Source organism: Fictibacillus terranigra (assembly GCF_030412265.1).
In the GTDB taxonomy this organism is placed as follows: Bacteria; Bacillota; Bacilli; order Bacillales; family Fictibacillaceae; genus Fictibacillus_C; species Fictibacillus_C terrinigri.
The window spans coordinates 25542-43265 of the sequence record NZ_JAUHLN010000012.1 but is presented as its reverse complement, the minus strand read 5'-3'; the positions used below and the strand labels follow the sequence as shown (position 1 = coordinate 43265).

Genomic DNA, 17724 nt, shown 5'->3' with positions numbered 1-17724 from the left:
TTTTTCCTGACATGCTGTATAATATTGTTATATTTTGCCTTGCATTCAGGCTCTGACGGGGGGATTGTCGTGAGCATTTACCTCAAAGAAATGACGGTTCTGGAGTATGAACAGATTGAAGATGAAAGCCTGGTTGAACATGTCCATGAAGGAGACAGTGCTGCACTTGAATTTTTAATCAACAAGTATAAAAATTTCGTACGCGCCAAAGCCAGATCTTACTTTTTGATCGGAGCTGACCGGGAAGATATCATCCAGGAAGGCATGATCGGCCTTTATAAAGCCATCCGGGATTATAAAGAGGACAAGCTTTCATCCTTTAAGGCTTTTGCCGAACTGTGCATCACACGGCAAATGATAACGGCTATTAAGACAGCCACAAGGCAGAAACATATTCCGCTTAATTCGTATGTATCACTGGACAAGCCGATTTATGATGAAGAATCGGACAGGACACTGATGGATGTGATTTGCGGAACCAAGGTTACCGATCCGGAAGAATTGATCATTAACCAGGAAGAGTTTGATGACATTGAACTGAAAATGGGAGAGATATTGAGTGACCTTGAACGGAAGGTGCTGATGCTCTACCTGGACGGAAGATCGTATCAGGAGATTTCCATCGACTTGGACAGGCATGTCAAATCGATCGATAATGCATTGCAGCGCGTGAAAAGGAAGCTCGAAAGATATCTTGAACTAAGAGAAATAACATTATAAGCAGGGATATCCCTGCTTTTCTTTTTTTATTTCGGCAAAATTTTTTAAAGGGCGGCGGAACGGTTCTCCGACTTTGAGCCGTTCCGACCTTTATTGACAAGCCTTTTGGGCTGTGATAATGTGGTAAAAGTAGTATAGATATCGTGGATGAGTGGGTTTTAACGCACGGAAGGTGTTATTATGCGAAAAAAAGTTATTTTAGCCTGCGGTCAATGCAACAGTCGAAATTATACCACCATGAAAAACCAGGCACAGAATCCTGAACGTATCGAGGTTAAAAAGTTTTGCAGTCATTGCAATGCTCACACTACCCACAAAGAAACGAAATAAGGGGCCGGCTAGCCGGCAGTTTACGCATATATCATAGGTAATGGGGGTAACATGATGGCTGACATTGCTGAAAAAACAAGAAAGTCACCTGCAAAATTCTTATCCGACGTTAAGAAGGAAATGAAAAAGGTTAGCTGGCCGAAGCGTGATGAGCTGATTCGCTATACAGCCGTAACGATCCTGACAGTTGTTTTGATGGCAATCTTTTTCTGGGCAGTTGACCTTGGCATTTCTAAGCTTATTGAGCTCATTTTAGACTAGGTTGATTATATAGAAACATAACTGGATACAATGCTAGAGTATATCCGTTTAGGAGGGAAAGGACACGGGTTGTCCCGATAAATATGGAAAAAAACTGGTATGTCGTTCATACTTATTCAGGGTATGAAAACAAAGTGAAAACGAACCTGGAAAAGCGCGTGGAATCGATGGGAATGTCGGACAAGATTTTCCGTGTATTGGTTCCTGTTGAAGAAGAAACCGAAATCAAGAACGGCAAAACAAAAACAGCTATGAAGAAGGTCTTCCCTGGATATGTCCTGACTGAAATGGTCATGACGGATGATTCATGGTATGTCGTACGAAACACGCCGGGTGTTACAGGATTCGTCGGATCTGCAGGAGCGGGTTCCAAACCGACTCCGCTTTTGCCTGAAGAGGTTGAGCACATTCTTAAAGGCATGGGCATGGAAGAGCCTCGAATTGAAGTGGATTATGAGTTGAAGGAAGCGGTCAAAGTAAAAGAAGGCCCGTTTGCTGATTTTGTCGGAACGATCGAAGAAATCGACCCTGCGAAACGAAAACTCAAAGTTCACGTGAATATGTTCGGCCGTGAAACGCCGGTTGAATTGGACTTCAATCAGGTCGTCAAGCTTTAATTTTTCAACTAATTTCAAAAACACTTGTAATCCAACTTAAAAAGTGATAGACTTTTTAATGTTTGATATTTCTAAACAACTGCTTTCTCCTAAGCAAGGGGGAAGCGTATTTTTGAGTGGGAGGGTATTGCACCCATATACCACATCACGGACTTAAGGAGGTGTGTCGCGTGGCTAAAAAGGTTATTAAAATGGTAAAGCTTCAGATCCCTGCTGGTAAAGCAAATCCGGCACCACCGGTTGGACCTGCACTAGGACAAGCTGGTGTTAACATCATGGGATTCTGTAAAGAGTTTAACGCTCGTACTGCTGATCAAGCTGGTTTAATCATTCCGGTTGAAATCACGGTTTTTGAAGACCGTTCATTTACATTCATCACTAAAACTCCTCCAGCTGCTGTTCTACTTAAAGTAGCTGCTGGAATCGAGTCAGGTTCAGGTGAGCCAAACAAGAAAAAAGTTGCAACTGTAAAACGTGATAAAGTTCGCGAAATTGCAGAAACAAAAATGCCTGACCTAAACGCTGCAAACGTAGAGTCTGCAATGCGTATGGTTGAAGGTACAGCGCGCAGCATGGGAATTGTTATCGAAGACTAATCCTGATGCTTAAAAAAGGTTGCGAGTAAAGGAGACATCCTGCCGGAAACGGTTCGCAACCTTTATTAATGGAACAAAAGCCTGACGGAACGCTTGAGAATTTTCGGCGTTCCCAAAAGGCGCGGCGGCCTCAAAATCTCGAGAGACCGCTTAAGTGGGAGGAATATCCGCTAAACCACATAAGGGAGGAAATTTTTACAATGGCTAAAAAAGGAAAGAAATACCAAGAAGCGGCTAAATTAGTAGACCGCCAAAAATCTTATGAAGCTGCTGAAGCAATCGAGCTTGTTAAAAAGACGGCGACAGCTAAATTTGATGAGTCTGTAGAAGTAGCGGTACGCCTTGGGGTAGACCCTAAGAAAGCGGACCAGCAAGTTCGTGGTGCTGTAGTGCTTCCGCACGGTACTGGTAAAACTCAGCGTGTGCTGGTTTTCGCTAAAGGCGAAAAAGCGAAAGAAGCAGAAGCTGCCGGAGCTGATTTCGTAGGCGATACTGACTACATCAACAAGATCCAACAAGGTTGGTTTGACTTTGATGTAATCGTAGCAACACCTGACATGATGGCTGAAGTTGGCCGTCTTGGACGCGTATTGGGGCCAAAAGGTTTAATGCCTAACCCTAAAACAGGTACTGTAACATTTGAAGTTGAGAAAGCGGTTAACGATATTAAAGCTGGTAAAGTAGAATATCGTGTAGACAAAGCCGGAAACATTCACGTGCCGATCGGTAAAGTTTCTTTCGACAACGAAAAGCTGGCTGAAAACCTTGGTACAATCATCGAAACATTGCTTAAAGTGAAACCGGCGGCTGCAAAAGGGACTTATGTTCGTAACGTAGCCATTTCTTCAACTATGGGACCTGGAATCAAAGTTAACCCGTCTAACTTTACACTTAAAAAATAGTTGACAAACATTATTTAAACTGATATAGTTTTTGATGTTGTAAATAAATATCTATGTCATGCCGTAGACAGCGGGGGCTTAACGCTTAATAATCCTGCCGAGGTGTGTAGCACAGAAAAGATCAATTTTGATTGCTTGATTTCTGACACTACGCCTTCATGTCTAACATGAAGGCTTTTCTTATGGCTACGGTATGAAGATGACTAAACTATTCTACAGGAGGTGTAAGGATGAGCAGCATTCTTGAAACAAAGAAGCAAATAGTTTCTGACATCGCTGGACAATTGCGCGACAGCAAATCAACAATTCTTGTTGACTACCGCGGTCTTAGCGTAGCAGCAGTAACTGAACTTCGTAAACAACTTCGTGAAGCTGGTATCGAGTTCAAAGTATACAAAAACTCAATGACTCGACGTGCAGCTGACGAAACTGGCTTATCTGAGCTTAACGAGCATTTGGTTGGTCCTACAGCGATTGCGTTCAGCAATGACGATGTAGTAGCTCCAGCTAAAATCCTTAACAACTTTGCTAAGGAAAACGAAGCTCTTGAAATCAAAGCGGGTGTAATTGAAGGCCGTATCGCAACACTTGAGGAAGTAAAAGCTCTTGCCGATCTTCCGTCACGCGAAGGACTTCTTTCTATGGTACTCAGCGTGCTTCAAGCGCCAATCCGCAACTTTGCGTTGGTTACTAAAGCAGTTGCAGAACAAAAAGAAGAACAAGGCGCATAAGCTTTTCGTTTTAAATCAAATTAGATTCAACTAACTAAGGAGGAAATTATAATGTCTAAAGAAATCATTGAAAGCTTAAAAAATATGACAGTTTTAGAACTTAACGACCTAGTTAAGGCAATTGAAGAAGAGTTTGGTGTTACTGCTGCTGCTCCTGTAGCCGTAGCTGGTGGAGCTGCTGGCGGAGAAGCTGCTGCAGAGAAAACTGAATTTGATGTAGTTCTTACTGGCGCTGGCGCTTCTAAGATTAAAGTTATCAAAGTAGTTCGTGAGCTTACTGGCCTTGGTCTTAAAGAAGCTAAAGAACTAGTTGACGGCGCTCCAAGCAATGTTAAAGAAGGCGTTGCTAAAGAAGAAGCTGAAGAAATGAAAGCTAAACTTGAAGAAGTTGGAGCTTCTGTAGAAGTTAAGTAACTTTAAATCAAAAATGGGGTTCGCCAACAGGCGGACCTTTTTATTTGAAGTCAATCCTGGTCATACTGTTAACAGGAGTTCCTTTAACAGAAAGGAAGATGGACATGAGTGGTCACTATTACTCTGAACGGCCGGACGTTAAAAGCGACCCGAAAACCTGGACGTTCACACTTAGAAACCATGAATTCAAATTTACGTCTGATTCCGGTGTCTTTTCAAAGAAAGAAGTAGATTTCGGAAGCAGGCTGCTGATTGAAGAATTTGTTTTTCCTGGAGTTGACGGTGATTGTTTGGATGTGGGCTGCGGGTATGGGCCGATTGGGCTCGCGATTGCTAAAGAGAATCCAGGCCGGCGTGTACTCATGGTGGATGTTAACGAGCGTGCCCTGGAATTATCGGAAGAAAACGCGAAGAAAAACGGGATCTCAAACATTGAGGTTCGAAAGAGCAGCCTGTTTGAAAATGTTCAAGAATCAAGCTTTGCCGCCATACTTTCAAACCCGCCAATCCGCGCCGGGAAAAAGGTCGTGCATCAGCTTTTTGAAGAATCGTTTGATAAATTGCAGGCGGACGGTGAGTTATGGATCGTCATCCAAAAGAAACAGGGTGCTCCTTCTGCCATTGAAAAACTCCAATCCGTTTTTATGGAAGTGGAGACTGTTTCAAAAAGCAAGGGGTACTATATTATTCGAGCGATAAAACGTTGACTCTGCATGGAGTCTATGCTAATATTATAAAATGCCAATGAATTCACATTTTCTGCCTTTCTGTTCAAATGCGGAAAAAACCTCGATATTATAACCTTTTAGGGTATATCAAGAGAAGAATTTGGACAAAATTATATAATCTGTTGCTCGATTGAAATTGCGGTTTTTATAAAAACCCTTTTTCTTTTTGTCTTTCTGACATTCGATAATAGAATGTTAGAGTATATAGGAACAAGAAAAAACGCTGGATTTGAGGGGTGAATCAGTTGACAGGTCAACTAGTTCAGTTTGGACGCCACCGCCAACGAAGAAGTTACGCAAGAATTAGCGAAGTCCTTGAGTTACCGAACTTAATCGAAATTCAAACGGCTTCCTATCAATGGTTTCTTGATGAGGGACTGCGTGAAATGTTCCAGGACATTTCGCCGATTGAAGATTTCACTGGGAATCTCGTGCTAGAGTTTATTGACTATAGCCTCGGAGAGCCAAAGTATCCCGTGGAAGAATCAAAAGAGCGTGATGTAACTTATGCTGCGCCGCTTCGTGTAAAGGTGCGTCTCATTAATAAAGAGACTGGCGAAGTGAAAGAGCAAGAAGTATTTATGGGAGATTTCCCGTTAATGACAGATACAGGCACGTTTGTGATCAACGGTGCTGAACGTGTAATTGTTTCCCAGCTTGTTCGTTCACCAAGTGTCTACTACAGTGAAAAGATTGATAAAAACGGTAAAAAGGGTTTCACTGCCACTGTTATACCAAACCGAGGCGCCTGGCTCGAATTCGAAACAGACGCCAAAGATATAGTATATGTGCGCATTGACCGCACTAGGAAAATTCCTATTACCGTATTGCTTCGTGCATTAGGGTTTGGGTCTGATCAAGAAATCATCGACTTACTAGGAGAAGATGAGTATTTAAGAAATACCCTTGATAAAGACAATACAGAAGGTACGGAAAAAGCACTCCTAGAAATCTATGAGCGCCTTCGCCCCGGCGAACCTCCTACTGTTGATAACGCCAAGAGTTTGTTAGACTCCCGCTTCTTTGATCCGAAGCGTTATGACCTGGCGAGTGTTGGACGTTATAAAATCAACAAAAAGCTTCATATTAAAAACCGCTTATTCAACCAGAAGCTGGCTGAGACCTTAGCTGATCCAGAAACGGGAGAAGTGCTTGCGGAAGCAGGAACTTTATTAGACCGCCGTACGCTGGACAAGATACTTCCTTATCTTGAAAACGGCATCGGTTTCCGTCATGTAACTCCGGCAGGCGGTGTAGCTGAAGATCAGGATATCCCGCTTCAGTCTATTAACATTTATGCTCCGGATGACGCTGATGGTGAGCGAATCATTAAAGTAATTGGCAATGCCAATGTCGAGAAGTCTGTGAAGAACATCACGGTTTCAGACATCATCGCATCTATCAACTACTTCTTCAACTTGCTTCATAGTGTCGGTAACACCGATGATATTGACCACCTTGGAAACCGCCGCTTGCGTTCTGTAGGTGAGCTTCTCCAAAACCAATTCCGTATCGGTTTGTCCCGTATGGAGCGTGTAGTGCGTGAACGTATGTCTATCCAAGACACGAACGCGATCACACCACAGGCACTGATCAATATTCGTCCTGTTATTGCCGCGATTAAAGAGTTCTTCGGGAGCTCTCAGCTTTCTCAATTCATGGATCAGACTAACCCTCTGGCCGAGCTTACACATAAGCGCCGTCTGTCCGCTCTAGGACCTGGTGGCCTTACACGTGAGCGCGCCGGGTTTGAAGTCCGTGACGTTCACTACTCCCACTATGGCCGTATGTGTCCGATTGAAACGCCTGAGGGGCCGAATATCGGTTTGATCAACTCCTTGTCAAGCTATGCAAAAGTAAACGAATACGGTTTTATCGAAACGCCATATCGCCGTGTCGATCCTGAAACTGGTAAAGTTACAGGCCGAATCGATTACCTAACTGCTGATGAAGAGGATAACTATGTAGTAGCACAAGCGAACTCCCTTCTGGGGGAAGACGGAGAATTCCTGAACGAAGACGTTATCGCACGCTTCCGCGGTGAAAACACCATCGTCAAACGAGATCGAATCGACTATATGGACGTATCACCGAAGCAGGTCGTTTCCGCCGCTACAGCTTGTATCCCATTCCTTGAAAACGATGACTCCAACCGCGCCCTTATGGGTGCGAACATGCAGCGTCAAGCGGTTCCTCTAATGGTACCGGAAGCGCCGGTCGTCGGAACAGGAATGGAGCACGTGTCTGCAAAAGACTCCGGTGCAGCTGTTATCTGTAAGTATGAAGGAATTGTTGAGAAGGTTACTGCAAAACAAGTCCAGGTACGCCGCATTGAAATGGTGGACGGAAAAGAAGTAGAAGGTCCGCTTGACCGTTACAACTGCCTTAAATTTATTCGTTCCAACCAAGGAACGTGCTATAACCAGCGTCCAATCGTCAGCAAAGGCGACCGTGTAGTTAAAGGAGAGATCCTTGCAGACGGACCATCCATGGAAAAAGGAGAACTTGCTCTCGGGCGAAACGTTCTTGTCGGCTTCATGACATGGGAAGGCTATAACTATGAAGATGCGGTCATCATGAGCGAACGTCTGGTAAAAGATGATGTTTATACATCCATCCATATTGAAGAATATGAATCGGAAGCACGCGATACAAAGCTTGGGCCAGAAGAAATTACAAGAGATATTCCGAACGTAGGGGAAGAAGCTCTTCGAAATCTGGATGACCGCGGAATCATTCGTGTCGGTGCGGAGGTAAAAGATGGAGACATCCTCGTAGGTAAAGTTACTCCTAAAGGGGTTACTGAACTAACGGCTGAAGAACGCCTCCTTCACGCCATCTTTGGTGAAAAAGCGCGTGAAGTTCGTGATACATCTCTTCGTGTACCTCACGGCGGGGATGGAATCATTCTCGATGTTAAAGTGTTTAACCGTGAAGACGGCGACGAGCTTCCTCCTGGAGTGAATCAGCTTGTACGTGCTTATATCGTACAGAAACGTAAGATTCACGAAGGAGATAAGATGGCGGGACGCCACGGAAACAAAGGTGTTATCTCCCGCATCATGCCGGAAGAAGATATGCCGTTCCTTCCAGATGGAACACCGATTGATATCATGTTGAACCCTCTGGGTGTACCTTCGCGTATGAACATCGGTCAGGTGCTTGAGCTTCACCTTGGTATGGCTGCAAGACAGCTTGGCCTTCACATGGCAACGCCGGTATTTGACGGCGCGCGTGAAGAAGATGTTTGGGAAACCATCGAAGAAGCGGGAATGGCCCGTGATGGTAAGACCGTTCTCTATGATGGAAGAACAGGAGTTCCGTTTGACAACCGTGTTTCAGTTGGTGTCATGTATATGATCAAACTGGCCCACATGGTCGATGACAAACTTCACGCACGTTCTACTGGACCGTACTCCCTTGTTACCCAGCAGCCGCTTGGCGGTAAGGCGCAGTTTGGTGGACAGCGTTTCGGTGAGATGGAGGTTTGGGCGCTTGAAGCCTACGGTGCCGCTTATACTCTTCAAGAAATTCTTACCGTCAAATCCGATGACGTTGTGGGCCGTGTGAAAACATACGAAGCCATCGTCAAAGGTGAGAACGTACCGGAACCTGGAGTTCCTGAATCATTCAAAGTATTGATCAAAGAACTTCAGTCACTCGGAATGGACGTTAAGATCATGTCCGGTGACGATACGGAAATCGAAATGCGCGAGCTTGATGATGAAGAAGATCAAGCGAATGAAAAGCTTAATTTAAATCTTGAATCTTACACTGTGAGTGAATAAAAACAGGATATCATAAGGGAGGTTTGCTCCTTGATAGACGTAAACAATTTTGAGTATATGAAAATAGGCCTGGCTTCTCCTGATAAGATCCGTTCTTGGTCAAGAGGAGAAGTGAAAAAACCAGAAACGATCAACTATCGTACATTAAAGCCTGAAAAAGACGGTTTGTTCTGTGAACGTATTTTCGGACCTCAAAAGGACTGGGAATGCCATTGCGGAAAATACAAACGTGTCCGCTATAAAGGTGTCGTATGTGATCGCTGTGGCGTAGAAGTAACTCGTGCAAAAGTTCGACGTGACCGTATGGGTCACATCGAGCTTGCTGCACCTGTTTCGCACATTTGGTATTTCAAAGGAATACCAAGCCGTATGGGTCTTGTACTCGATATGTCTCCAAGAGCACTGGAAGAAGTTATTTACTTTGCATCTTACGTGGTGACAGATACGGGTGAAACGCCGCTGGAGAAAAAACAGCTGCTTTCTGAAAAAGAATACCGTTCCTACCGTGAAAAATACGGTCAGGGGTTCACTGCACAGATGGGTGCTGAAGCCATCAGACGCCTTCTTGAAGACATCGACCTTGTCAAAGAAGTCGATCAGCTGAAAGAAGAGCTTAAAACTGCGCAGGGTCAGCGTCGTACCCGCGCGATTAAACGCCTGGAAGTTCTTGAAGCGTTCCGTCATTCCGGAAACGAACCATTCTGGATGATCCTAGATGTTCTTCCTGTTATTCCGCCGGAGCTTCGTCCTATGGTGCAGCTTGACGGAGGACGCTTTGCGACATCTGACTTGAATGATCTTTACCGCCGTGTTATTAACCGTAATAACCGTTTGAAGCGCCTTTTGGATTTAGGTGCGCCGAATATCATCGTGCAGAATGAAAAACGTATGCTTCAAGAAGCGGTAGATGCTCTTATCGACAACGGACGCCGCGGCCGTCCAGTAACTGGTCCTGGTAACCGTCCGCTTAAATCTCTTTCTCATATGCTTAAAGGGAAACAAGGCCGTTTCCGTCAGAACCTTCTTGGTAAGCGTGTTGACTATTCTGGCCGTTCCGTTATCGTAGTAGGACCTCACCTTAAGATGTACCAATGCGGTCTTCCTAAGGAGATGGCACTTGAGCTGTTCAAGCCTTTCGTTATGAAAGAGCTTGTTGCCAAAGGCCTTGCTCATAACATTAAGAGCGCGAAACGCAAGGTTGAACGTGTTCAGCCTGAAGTATGGGATGTACTTGAAGATGTTATTCGAGAGCATCCAGTATTGCTGAACCGTGCCCCTACTCTTCACAGACTTGGGATCCAGGCGTTCGAGCCTACTCTCGTAGAGGGGCGCGCGATCCGTCTTCACCCGCTCGTATGTACAGCATACAACGCTGACTTTGACGGTGACCAAATGGCGGTCCACGTACCTTTATCTGCAGAAGCGCAAGCTGAGGCACGCCTTCTTATGCTGGCTGCACAAAACATCTTGAACCCGAAAGATGGTAAACCGGTTGTTACACCATCTCAGGATATGGTATTGGGTAACTACTACCTTACGATGGAACGTGCAGGTGCGATTGGTGAAGGATCAGTGTTTAAAGATGCGAACGAAGCAATCGTGGCATATGAAAATGGCTATGTTCATCTTCACACGCGTATTGCGGTTCCGGTAACCACTTTAAACAAGCCGTCATTTAAAGAGCACCAGCAAAACATGATGTTGATGACGACTGTCGGGAAACTTCTCTTTAACGAGATTCTTCCTGAGTCATTCCCATACATCAACGAACCGACAACTGCCAACCTGCAGATCGAAACACCAGAAAAGTATTTCCTTCCGCAAGGAGCCAACATTAAGGAAGAAATCGCTAAACACGATGAAGTTGCTCCGTTCAAGAAGGGGATTCTCGGTAAGATCATCGCAGAAGTGTTCAAACGATTTAAGATTACTGAAACCTCCAAGATGCTGGACCGCATGAAAGACCTTGGATTTAAATACTCCACCCGGGCAGGGATTACGGTTGGTGTCTCTGACATCGTCGTATTGCCTGAGAAGCAGGTCATCCTAGCGGCAGCTGAAGAAAAAGTTACAACGGTAACGAAACAGTTCCGCCGCGGTTTGATTACAGAAGACGAGCGTTATGAGCGCGTCATCAACATCTGGAGCCAGGCGAAGGATGAAATCCAGCAAAAATTAATGCTTACCCTTGATAAGAGAAACCCGATCTTCATGATGAGTGACTCTGGTGCCCGTGGTAACGCATCTAACTTTACACAGCTTGCCGGTATGCGTGGTCTCATGGCCAACCCGGCTGGTAAAATCATCGAATTGCCGATCAAGTCCAGCTTCCGTGAGGGTCTGACGGTACTCGAGTACTTTATCTCTACACACGGTGCGCGTAAAGGTCTTGCCGATACAGCACTTAAAACAGCGGACTCAGGTTACTTGACCCGCCGTCTTGTAGACGTAGCCCAGGACGTTATCGTCCGTGAAGATGACTGTGGAACTGACCGTGGTCTTAAAGTTGCGGCTATTAAAGAAGGCAATGAAGTAATCGAGAACTTATACGAGCGTTTAGTCGGCCGTACAGCGTTCAGAACGGTGTACCATCCGGAAACAAACGAAGTTCTAGTCAGCAAAAACGAGCAAATTACGGAAGATTCTGCACAACTGGTCGTTGATGCTGGCATTGAAGAAGTAACCCTTCGTTCCGTATTCACTTGTGACACTCGTCACGGTGTATGTAAGAAATGTTACGGCCGCAACCTGGCGACAGGCTCTGACGTTGAAGTCGGTGAAGCGGTTGGTATCATCGCTGCCCAATCCATCGGGGAACCGGGAACACAGCTTACAATGCGTACGTTCCATACAGGTGGGGTAGCAGGAGACGATATCACTCAAGGTTTACCGCGTATCCAGGAGTTGTTTGAAGCACGTAACCCGAAAGGTCAAGCATTAATCTCTGAGCTTGAAGGAACCGTCATCAGCATCAACGAGTCCAAAGAGAAGCGTGAAATCCTTGTTCAAGGCGAGATTGAAACCCGATCTTACACTGTACCATACGGTGCCCGCATTAAAGTTGCTGAAGGTGACGCAGTGGTAGCAGGTCAAGTTCTTACTGAAGGTTCAATCGATCCTAAAGAATTGATCAAAGTTAAAGGTGCGGAAGGCGTTCAAGAATACCTTCTTCGTGAAGTTCAGAAAGTATACCGTATGCAAGGGGTAGAAATCGGAGACAAACACGTAGAGGTAATGGTTCGCCAGATGCTTCGCAAAGTCCGTATCATCGATGCAGGCCATACCGACGTATTGCCTGGAGCATTGATGGATATTCATAACTTTACCGATGTAAACAGAAAGGTTCTCCTTGAAGGAGGCATCCCTGCTACAGGGCGTCCTGTGCTGCTAGGTATTACCAAAGCATCTCTTGAAACAGAATCCTTCTTGTCTGCAGCATCATTCCAGGAAACAACTCGTGTCTTGACCGATGCAGCAATCAAAGGTAAACGTGATGAATTGCTCGGATTGAAAGAGAACGTAATCATCGGTAAGCTGATCCCGGCTGGTACCGGAATGTCCGTCTACAGAAATGTGGGAATGGATTCTCCAATAGCAACAGAAGAAGGCGAAACCGCTGATAACGCTGCAACAGAACTAGTCCCGCAAGATTAACAAGAGAAGTGTTGACATTGGGAGCACAACAGTGATATCATATCTGAGTGCTCCTAAGAAATGTTACTTTGGAGGATATAACGATGTCTTATGAAAAAGTGACACAGGCTTCTGATTTTATCGTAGGAACTAAGCAAACCATTAAGGCTTTGCAAAACGGGGAAGTGAAAGAGCTCGTCGTTGCCGATGATGCTGATCCTCGTGTGACCGGTAAGGTTTTACAGATCGCACAGGAAAAACTTGTCCCGATTACGAGAGTTGATTCCATGAAAAAGCTTGGTAAAGCTTGCGGAATTGATGTTGGAGCCGCAACTGTTGCTATAAAAGGATAAAATAAATGTTTTTGCGACGTCACCCGCGTGGCCTCTCGCAAAAACTTTCTTTTGTCCAAAGATGAACCACCTGGTTCAGTGGTCTTAGAAAAAACGTAAGGAAAGGAGGAAAAAACAAATGCCTACAATTAATCAATTGGTTCGTAATGGCCGTGAGTCAAAAGGTAAAAAATCTGACTCTCCAGCTCTTAACAAAGGCTACAACAGCTTCAAAAAAGCTCAAACCAACGTTTCTTCTCCGCAAAAACGTGGAGTATGTACTCGTGTTGGTACGATGACACCGAAGAAACCGAACTCGGCTCTTCGTAAATATGCTCGTGTACGTTTAACAAACGGAATTGAAGTGACTGCTTACATCCCTGGGATCGGGCACAACCTTCAAGAGCATAGCGTAGTGTTGATCCGTGGCGGACGTGTAAAAGACTTACCAGGGGTACGTTACCACATCGTTCGCGGTGCGCTTGATACTGCTGGTGTTAACAACCGTATGCAAGGCCGTTCTAAATACGGAACTAAACGTCCTAAAGCTGCTAAAAAGTAAGCTTTTGAATATTGCGTAATCAAATAGGAGAAAGGAGGGGACACAATGCCTCGTAAAGGACCTGTATCTCGTCGTGATGTGTTACCTGATCCAATTTACAAGTCTAAGCTTGTAACTCGTCTGATCAACAAAATTATGATTGACGGTAAAAGAGGAGTAGCACAAACCATTCTTTATAATGCATTTGACATTATTAAAGAACGTACAAACACAGAACCTATGGAAGTATTCGAACAAGCTCTTAAGAACATCATGCCTGTTCTTGAAGTTCGCGCTCGCCGTGTGGGTGGTGCCAACTACCAAGTTCCAGTTGAAGTTCGCCCTGAGCGCCGTACGACTCTAGGACTTCGTTGGTTAACTAACTACGCTCGTCTTCGTGGCGAAAAGACAATGGAAGAACGTCTTGCTAACGAAATCATCGATGCTGCTAACAATGCTGGAGCATCAGTGAAGAAGCGTGAAGACATGCACAAAATGGCAGAAGCGAACAAAGCGTTTGCTCACTACCGCTGGTAAAAAACACAAGAGACAGTTTCTTAGCTGTCTCTATCACACTATAAAAAATTATTTCCTATGTATAGGAAGGAGAGAAATTCATGGCAAGAGAATTCTCCTTAAAAAATACGCGTAACATCGGCATCATGGCTCACATCGATGCTGGTAAAACAACAACTACAGAACGTGTACTATACTATACAGGTCGTATCCATAAAATTGGTGAAACTCATGAAGGAGCTTCCCAAATGGACTGGATGGAGCAGGAGCAAGAGCGCGGAATCACAATCACTTCCGCTGCAACTACTGCTCAGTGGAAAGGTCACCGTATCAACATCATTGATACTCCTGGACACGTAGACTTTACAGTAGAAGTAGAACGTTCATTGCGTGTATTAGACGGAGCTGTAGCTGTACTCGATGCACAGTCTGGGGTAGAACCGCAAACTGAAACAGTATGGCGTCAAGCAACAACTTACGGGGTTCCCCGTGTAGTATTCGTTAACAAAATGGACAAGATCGGTGCTGACTTCCTTTACTCTGTAAAGACTCTTCATGACCGTCTTGGTGCAAACGCACATCCAATTCAGCTTCCTATCGGTGCTGAAGATCAATTCGAAGCCATCATCGACCTAATCGAGATGAAAGCTGTATTCTACGGAAACGACCTTGGTACTGATATTGAAGTAGGTGAAATCCCTGCTGATTATCAAGAGCAAGCGGAAGAGTACCGTGGAAAGCTTATCGAAGCGGTAGCTGAGCTTGATGAAGAGTTGATGATGAAGTACTTAGAAGGCGAAGAGATTACAAACGAAGAAATCAAAGCAGCCATCCGTCAAGGAACTGTAAACGTTGATTTCTTTCCTGTAATCTGTGGATCTGCATTTAAGAACAAGGGTGTTCAGCTTATGCTGGATGCAGTTCTTGACTACTTGCCAGCTCCAACCGATGTAGAAGCAATCAAAGGTACACTACCTGATTCTGAAGAAGAAGTAACTCGCGAATCCAGCGACGAGGCTCCTTTCTCTGCATTGGCATTTAAAGTTATGACTGACCCTTATGTCGGTAAACTTACATTCTTCCGCGTATACTCAGGAACATTGAACTCTGGTTCTTATGTACAGAACTCTACAAAAGGTAAGCGTGAGCGCGTAGGACGTATCCTTCAAATGCACGCTAACCACCGTGAAGAGATCTCTATCGTATACGCTGGTGATATCGCAGCTGCTGTAGGTTTGAAAGATACTACAACTGGTGATACTCTCTGTGATGAGAAGAACCAGGTTATCCTTGAATCTATGGTATTCCCAGAGCCTGTAATCCACTTGTCCATCGAGCCTAAATCTAAGGCCGACCAGGACAAAATGGGTATGGCCCTTGCGAAACTTGCTGAGGAAGATCCTACCTTTAGAACTGAAACGGATGAGGAAACAGGACAAACGATCATCGGCGGAATGGGTGAACTTCACCTGGACATCCTAGTTGACCGTATGAAACGTGAATTCAAAGTTGAAGCTAACGTAGGTGCTCCACAGGTTGCTTACCGTGAAACCATCCGCCAAGCGGCTAAAGTTGAAGGTAAGTTCGTTCGTCAGTCCGGTGGTCGTGGTCAATACGGTCACGTTTGGATCGAGTTCGAGCCAGGTGAAGAAGGATCTGGATTCGTATTCGAAAACAAAATCGTCGGTGGTGTTGTTCCACGTGAATACATCCCAGCGGTACAAGCCGGTATCGAAGAATCAATGAAAAATGGTATGCTTGCAGGCTTCCCAATGCTTGACCTTAAAGCGAAAATCGTTGACGGTTCATACCATGACGTTGACTCCAACGAAATGGCGTTCAAAATTGCCGGATCCATGGCACTTAAAAACGCGAAATCAAAATGTGACCCTGCTATCCTTGAGCCGATCATGAAAGTTGAAGTGGTTGTTCCTGAGGAGTACATGGGAGACATTATGGGTGACGTAACTTCCCGACGCGGACGCGTTGAAGGTATGGAAGCTCGCGGTAATGCTCAAGTTGTTAAAGCGATGGTTCCACTTGCTGAAATGTTTGGTTATGCAACATCACTTCGTTCTCGTACACAAGGACGTGGAACTTACTCCATGCACTTTGACCACTACGAAGAAGTACCGAAATCAATTTCAGAGGAAATCATTAAAAAATCAACTGGCCAATAATAGTTGACAGTTGTAAGAAACTAGCTTTTCATGTAATCTAAAATAGGCAGACAACCTGTCTGTTTTAAATATAAAAATTAAACTTTTACACATATTAAGGAGGAATCTTTCTCATGGCTAAAGAGAAATTTGATCGTTCCAAAACGCATGCGAATATTGGTACAATCGGACACGTTGACCACGGTAAAACAACTTTAACAGCTGCAATTACATCTGTACTTGCTAAGAAATCTGGTAAAGGCCAAGCTATGGCTTACGACCAAATCGATGGTGCTCCAGAAGAGCGTGAGCGTGGTATCACAATCTCAACTGCACACGTTGAGTATGAAACTGACACTCGCCACTATGCACACGTTGACTGCCCAGGACATGCTGACTATGTTAAAAACATGATCACTGGTGCTGCACAAATGGACGGAGGGATCCTAGTAGTATCTGCTGCTGACGGCCCAATGCCACAAACTCGTGAACACATCCTTCTTTCTCGTCAAGTAGGTGTACCTTACCTAGTTGTATTCTTGAACAAATGTGACATGGTAGATGACGAAGAACTTCTTGAACTAGTTGAAATGGAAGTTCGTGACCTTCTTTCTGAGTACGATTTCCCAGGAGACGATGTTCCTGTAATCAAAGGTTCTGCTCTTAAAGCTCTTGAAGGAGATGCTGAGTGGGAAGCTAAAATCATCGAACTTATGGACGCAGTTGACGAGTACATCCCAACTCCTCCACGTGACACTGATAAACCATTCATGATGCCTGTTGAGGACGTATTCTCAATCACTGGCCGTGGTACAGTTGCTACTGGACGTGTTGAGCGTGGACAAGTTAAAGTTGGTGACGTTATCGAGATCCTTGGTCTTACTGAAGAGCCAAAATCAACTACTGTAACAGGTGTTGAGATGTTCCGTAAACTTCTTGACTATGCTGAAGCTGGTGACAACATCGGTGCACTTCTTCGCGGGGTTTCCCGTGACGATGTTGAGCGTGGACAAGTTCTTGCAAAACCAGGAACTGTTAAAGCTCACACAAAGTTCAAAGCTGAAGTTTATGTTCTTTCAAAAGAAGAGGGTGGACGTCACACTCCATTCTTCTCTAACTACCGTCCTCAGTTCTACTTCCGTACAACTGACGTAACTGGTATCATCCAACTTCCAGAAGGAACTGAAATGGTTATGCCAGGAGACAACATCGAAATGACTGTTGAACTAATCGCTCCAATCGCGATCGAAGAAGGAACTAAGTTCTCTATTCGTGAAGGTGGACGTACTGTAGGTGCTGGAGTAGTAGCTACTATCCAAGAATAGTTCATCGTTTATAAAAAGCATCCCTGATTGGGATGCTTTTTTGTTTGCATTCAGTTGCTTATTTATATAGAAGAAACTCGACTTAGAAGTGATGTCTGGCTTCAGCGCCTGAGTCCTCGATGTCGGCCTTG

At 44.8% G+C, this 17724-nt stretch carries 16 protein-coding genes and 1 other annotated feature; all 16 genes read left to right on the top strand.

What is annotated here, in order from left to right; translation table 11 throughout:
• The first annotated feature begins 69 nt into the window (after positions 1-69).
• The 16 genes from sigH to tuf all read left to right on the top strand — a co-directional run bounded on the left by sigH (position 70) and on the right by tuf (position 17593).
• Positions 70-720: an RNA polymerase sporulation sigma factor SigH gene (gene sigH, locus QYF49_RS25115; protein ID WP_290402291.1), complete on the top strand. Its 651-nt coding sequence runs from the start codon at positions 70-72 to the stop codon at positions 718-720.
• Positions 721-900: 180 nt separating this feature from the next.
• On the top strand, positions 901-1050 hold the full coding sequence (rpmG, locus tag QYF49_RS25110) for a 50S ribosomal protein L33 (protein WP_290402290.1): 150 nt from the start codon (positions 901-903) through the stop codon (positions 1048-1050).
• A gap of 54 nt (positions 1051-1104) precedes the next feature.
• On the top strand, positions 1105-1311 hold the full coding sequence (gene secE, locus QYF49_RS25105) for a preprotein translocase subunit SecE (protein ID WP_290402308.1): 207 nt from the start codon (positions 1105-1107) through the stop codon (positions 1309-1311).
• Between the two features lie 83 nt (positions 1312-1394).
• Positions 1395-1928, top strand: coding sequence for a transcription termination/antitermination protein NusG (nusG, locus tag QYF49_RS25100; protein ID WP_290402289.1), 534 nt, complete (start codon positions 1395-1397; stop codon positions 1926-1928).
• A gap of 170 nt (positions 1929-2098) precedes the next feature.
• Positions 2099-2524: a 50S ribosomal protein L11 gene (gene rplK, locus QYF49_RS25095; protein ID WP_007203564.1), complete on the top strand. Its 426-nt coding sequence runs from the start codon at positions 2099-2101 to the stop codon at positions 2522-2524.
• Positions 2525-2724: 200 nt separating this feature from the next.
• Entirely contained in the window at positions 2725-3426 is a 702-nt protein-coding gene (rplA, locus tag QYF49_RS25090; protein WP_290402288.1) for a 50S ribosomal protein L1, read from the top strand.
• Positions 3427-3469: 43 nt separating this feature from the next.
• Positions 3470-3616 (top strand) — a sequence feature (ribosomal protein L10 leader region).
• 40 nt (positions 3617-3656) lie between these two features.
• A complete protein-coding gene (gene rplJ / locus QYF49_RS25085) occupies positions 3657-4157 on the top strand; it encodes a 50S ribosomal protein L10 (protein ID WP_290402287.1) in 501 nt (166 codons plus the stop codon).
• A gap of 51 nt (positions 4158-4208) precedes the next feature.
• A complete protein-coding gene (rplL, locus tag QYF49_RS25080) occupies positions 4209-4571 on the top strand; it encodes a 50S ribosomal protein L7/L12 (protein ID WP_290402286.1) in 363 nt (120 codons plus the stop codon).
• A 104-nt stretch (positions 4572-4675) separates the two neighbouring features.
• Positions 4676-5278, top strand: a complete 603-nt coding sequence (locus QYF49_RS25075; RefSeq protein ID WP_290402285.1) for a class I SAM-dependent methyltransferase — start codon at positions 4676-4678, stop codon at positions 5276-5278.
• Between the two features lie 266 nt (positions 5279-5544).
• The gene (gene rpoB, locus QYF49_RS25070; RefSeq protein WP_290402284.1) at positions 5545-9087 is read left to right on the top strand and encodes a DNA-directed RNA polymerase subunit beta; all 3543 of its coding nucleotides are present in this window, start codon (positions 5545-5547) and stop codon (positions 9085-9087) included.
• Between the two features lie 30 nt (positions 9088-9117).
• Complete coding sequence (gene rpoC / locus QYF49_RS25065) at positions 9118-12741, top strand: DNA-directed RNA polymerase subunit beta' (protein ID WP_290402283.1); 3624 nt, start codon at positions 9118-9120, stop codon at positions 12739-12741.
• Between the two features lie 83 nt (positions 12742-12824).
• Positions 12825-13073 (top strand): 50S ribosomal protein L7ae-like protein, encoded by a 249-nt coding sequence (locus tag QYF49_RS25060; protein ID WP_290402282.1) that lies wholly within the window; start codon positions 12825-12827, stop codon positions 13071-13073.
• 118 nt (positions 13074-13191) lie between these two features.
• Entirely contained in the window at positions 13192-13614 is a 423-nt protein-coding gene (rpsL, locus tag QYF49_RS25055) for a 30S ribosomal protein S12 (protein WP_061975662.1), read from the top strand.
• Between the two features lie 45 nt (positions 13615-13659).
• Positions 13660-14130: a 30S ribosomal protein S7 gene (gene rpsG / locus QYF49_RS25050; protein ID WP_290402281.1), complete on the top strand. Its 471-nt coding sequence runs from the start codon at positions 13660-13662 to the stop codon at positions 14128-14130.
• An 80-nt stretch (positions 14131-14210) separates the two neighbouring features.
• Positions 14211-16289 (top strand): elongation factor G, encoded by a 2079-nt coding sequence (gene fusA / locus QYF49_RS25045; RefSeq protein ID WP_290402280.1) that lies wholly within the window; start codon positions 14211-14213, stop codon positions 16287-16289.
• Positions 16290-16402: 113 nt separating this feature from the next.
• On the top strand, positions 16403-17593 hold the full coding sequence (gene tuf / locus QYF49_RS25040) for an elongation factor Tu (RefSeq protein ID WP_290402279.1): 1191 nt from the start codon (positions 16403-16405) through the stop codon (positions 17591-17593).
• Positions 17594-17724 lie beyond the last annotated feature (131 nt).

What these genes read in the sequence shown, in the direction of transcription:
- tuf (WP_290402279.1), top strand. Translation starts at nt 16,403, where the DNA reads ATGGCTAAAGAGAAATTTGATCGTTCCAAAACGCATGCGAATATTGGT.
- fusA (WP_290402280.1), top strand. Translation starts at nt 14,211, where the DNA reads ATGGCAAGAGAATTCTCCTTAAAAAATACGCGTAACATCGGCATCATG.
- QYF49_RS25060 (WP_290402282.1), top strand. Translation starts at nt 12,825, where the DNA reads ATGTCTTATGAAAAAGTGACACAGGCTTCTGATTTTATCGTAGGAACT.
- rplA (WP_290402288.1), top strand. Translation starts at nt 2,725, where the DNA reads ATGGCTAAAAAAGGAAAGAAATACCAAGAAGCGGCTAAATTAGTAGAC.
- rpsL (WP_061975662.1), top strand. Translation starts at nt 13,192, where the DNA reads ATGCCTACAATTAATCAATTGGTTCGTAATGGCCGTGAGTCAAAAGGT.
- rplL (WP_290402286.1), top strand. Translation starts at nt 4,209, where the DNA reads ATGTCTAAAGAAATCATTGAAAGCTTAAAAAATATGACAGTTTTAGAA.
- rpsG (WP_290402281.1), top strand. Translation starts at nt 13,660, where the DNA reads ATGCCTCGTAAAGGACCTGTATCTCGTCGTGATGTGTTACCTGATCCA.
- rpmG (WP_290402290.1), top strand. Translation starts at nt 901, where the DNA reads ATGCGAAAAAAAGTTATTTTAGCCTGCGGTCAATGCAACAGTCGAAAT.
- secE (WP_290402308.1), top strand. Translation starts at nt 1,105, where the DNA reads ATGGCTGACATTGCTGAAAAAACAAGAAAGTCACCTGCAAAATTCTTA.
- nusG (WP_290402289.1), top strand. Translation starts at nt 1,395, where the DNA reads ATGGAAAAAAACTGGTATGTCGTTCATACTTATTCAGGGTATGAAAAC.
- rplJ (WP_290402287.1), top strand. Translation starts at nt 3,657, where the DNA reads ATGAGCAGCATTCTTGAAACAAAGAAGCAAATAGTTTCTGACATCGCT.
- QYF49_RS25075 (WP_290402285.1), top strand. Translation starts at nt 4,676, where the DNA reads ATGAGTGGTCACTATTACTCTGAACGGCCGGACGTTAAAAGCGACCCG.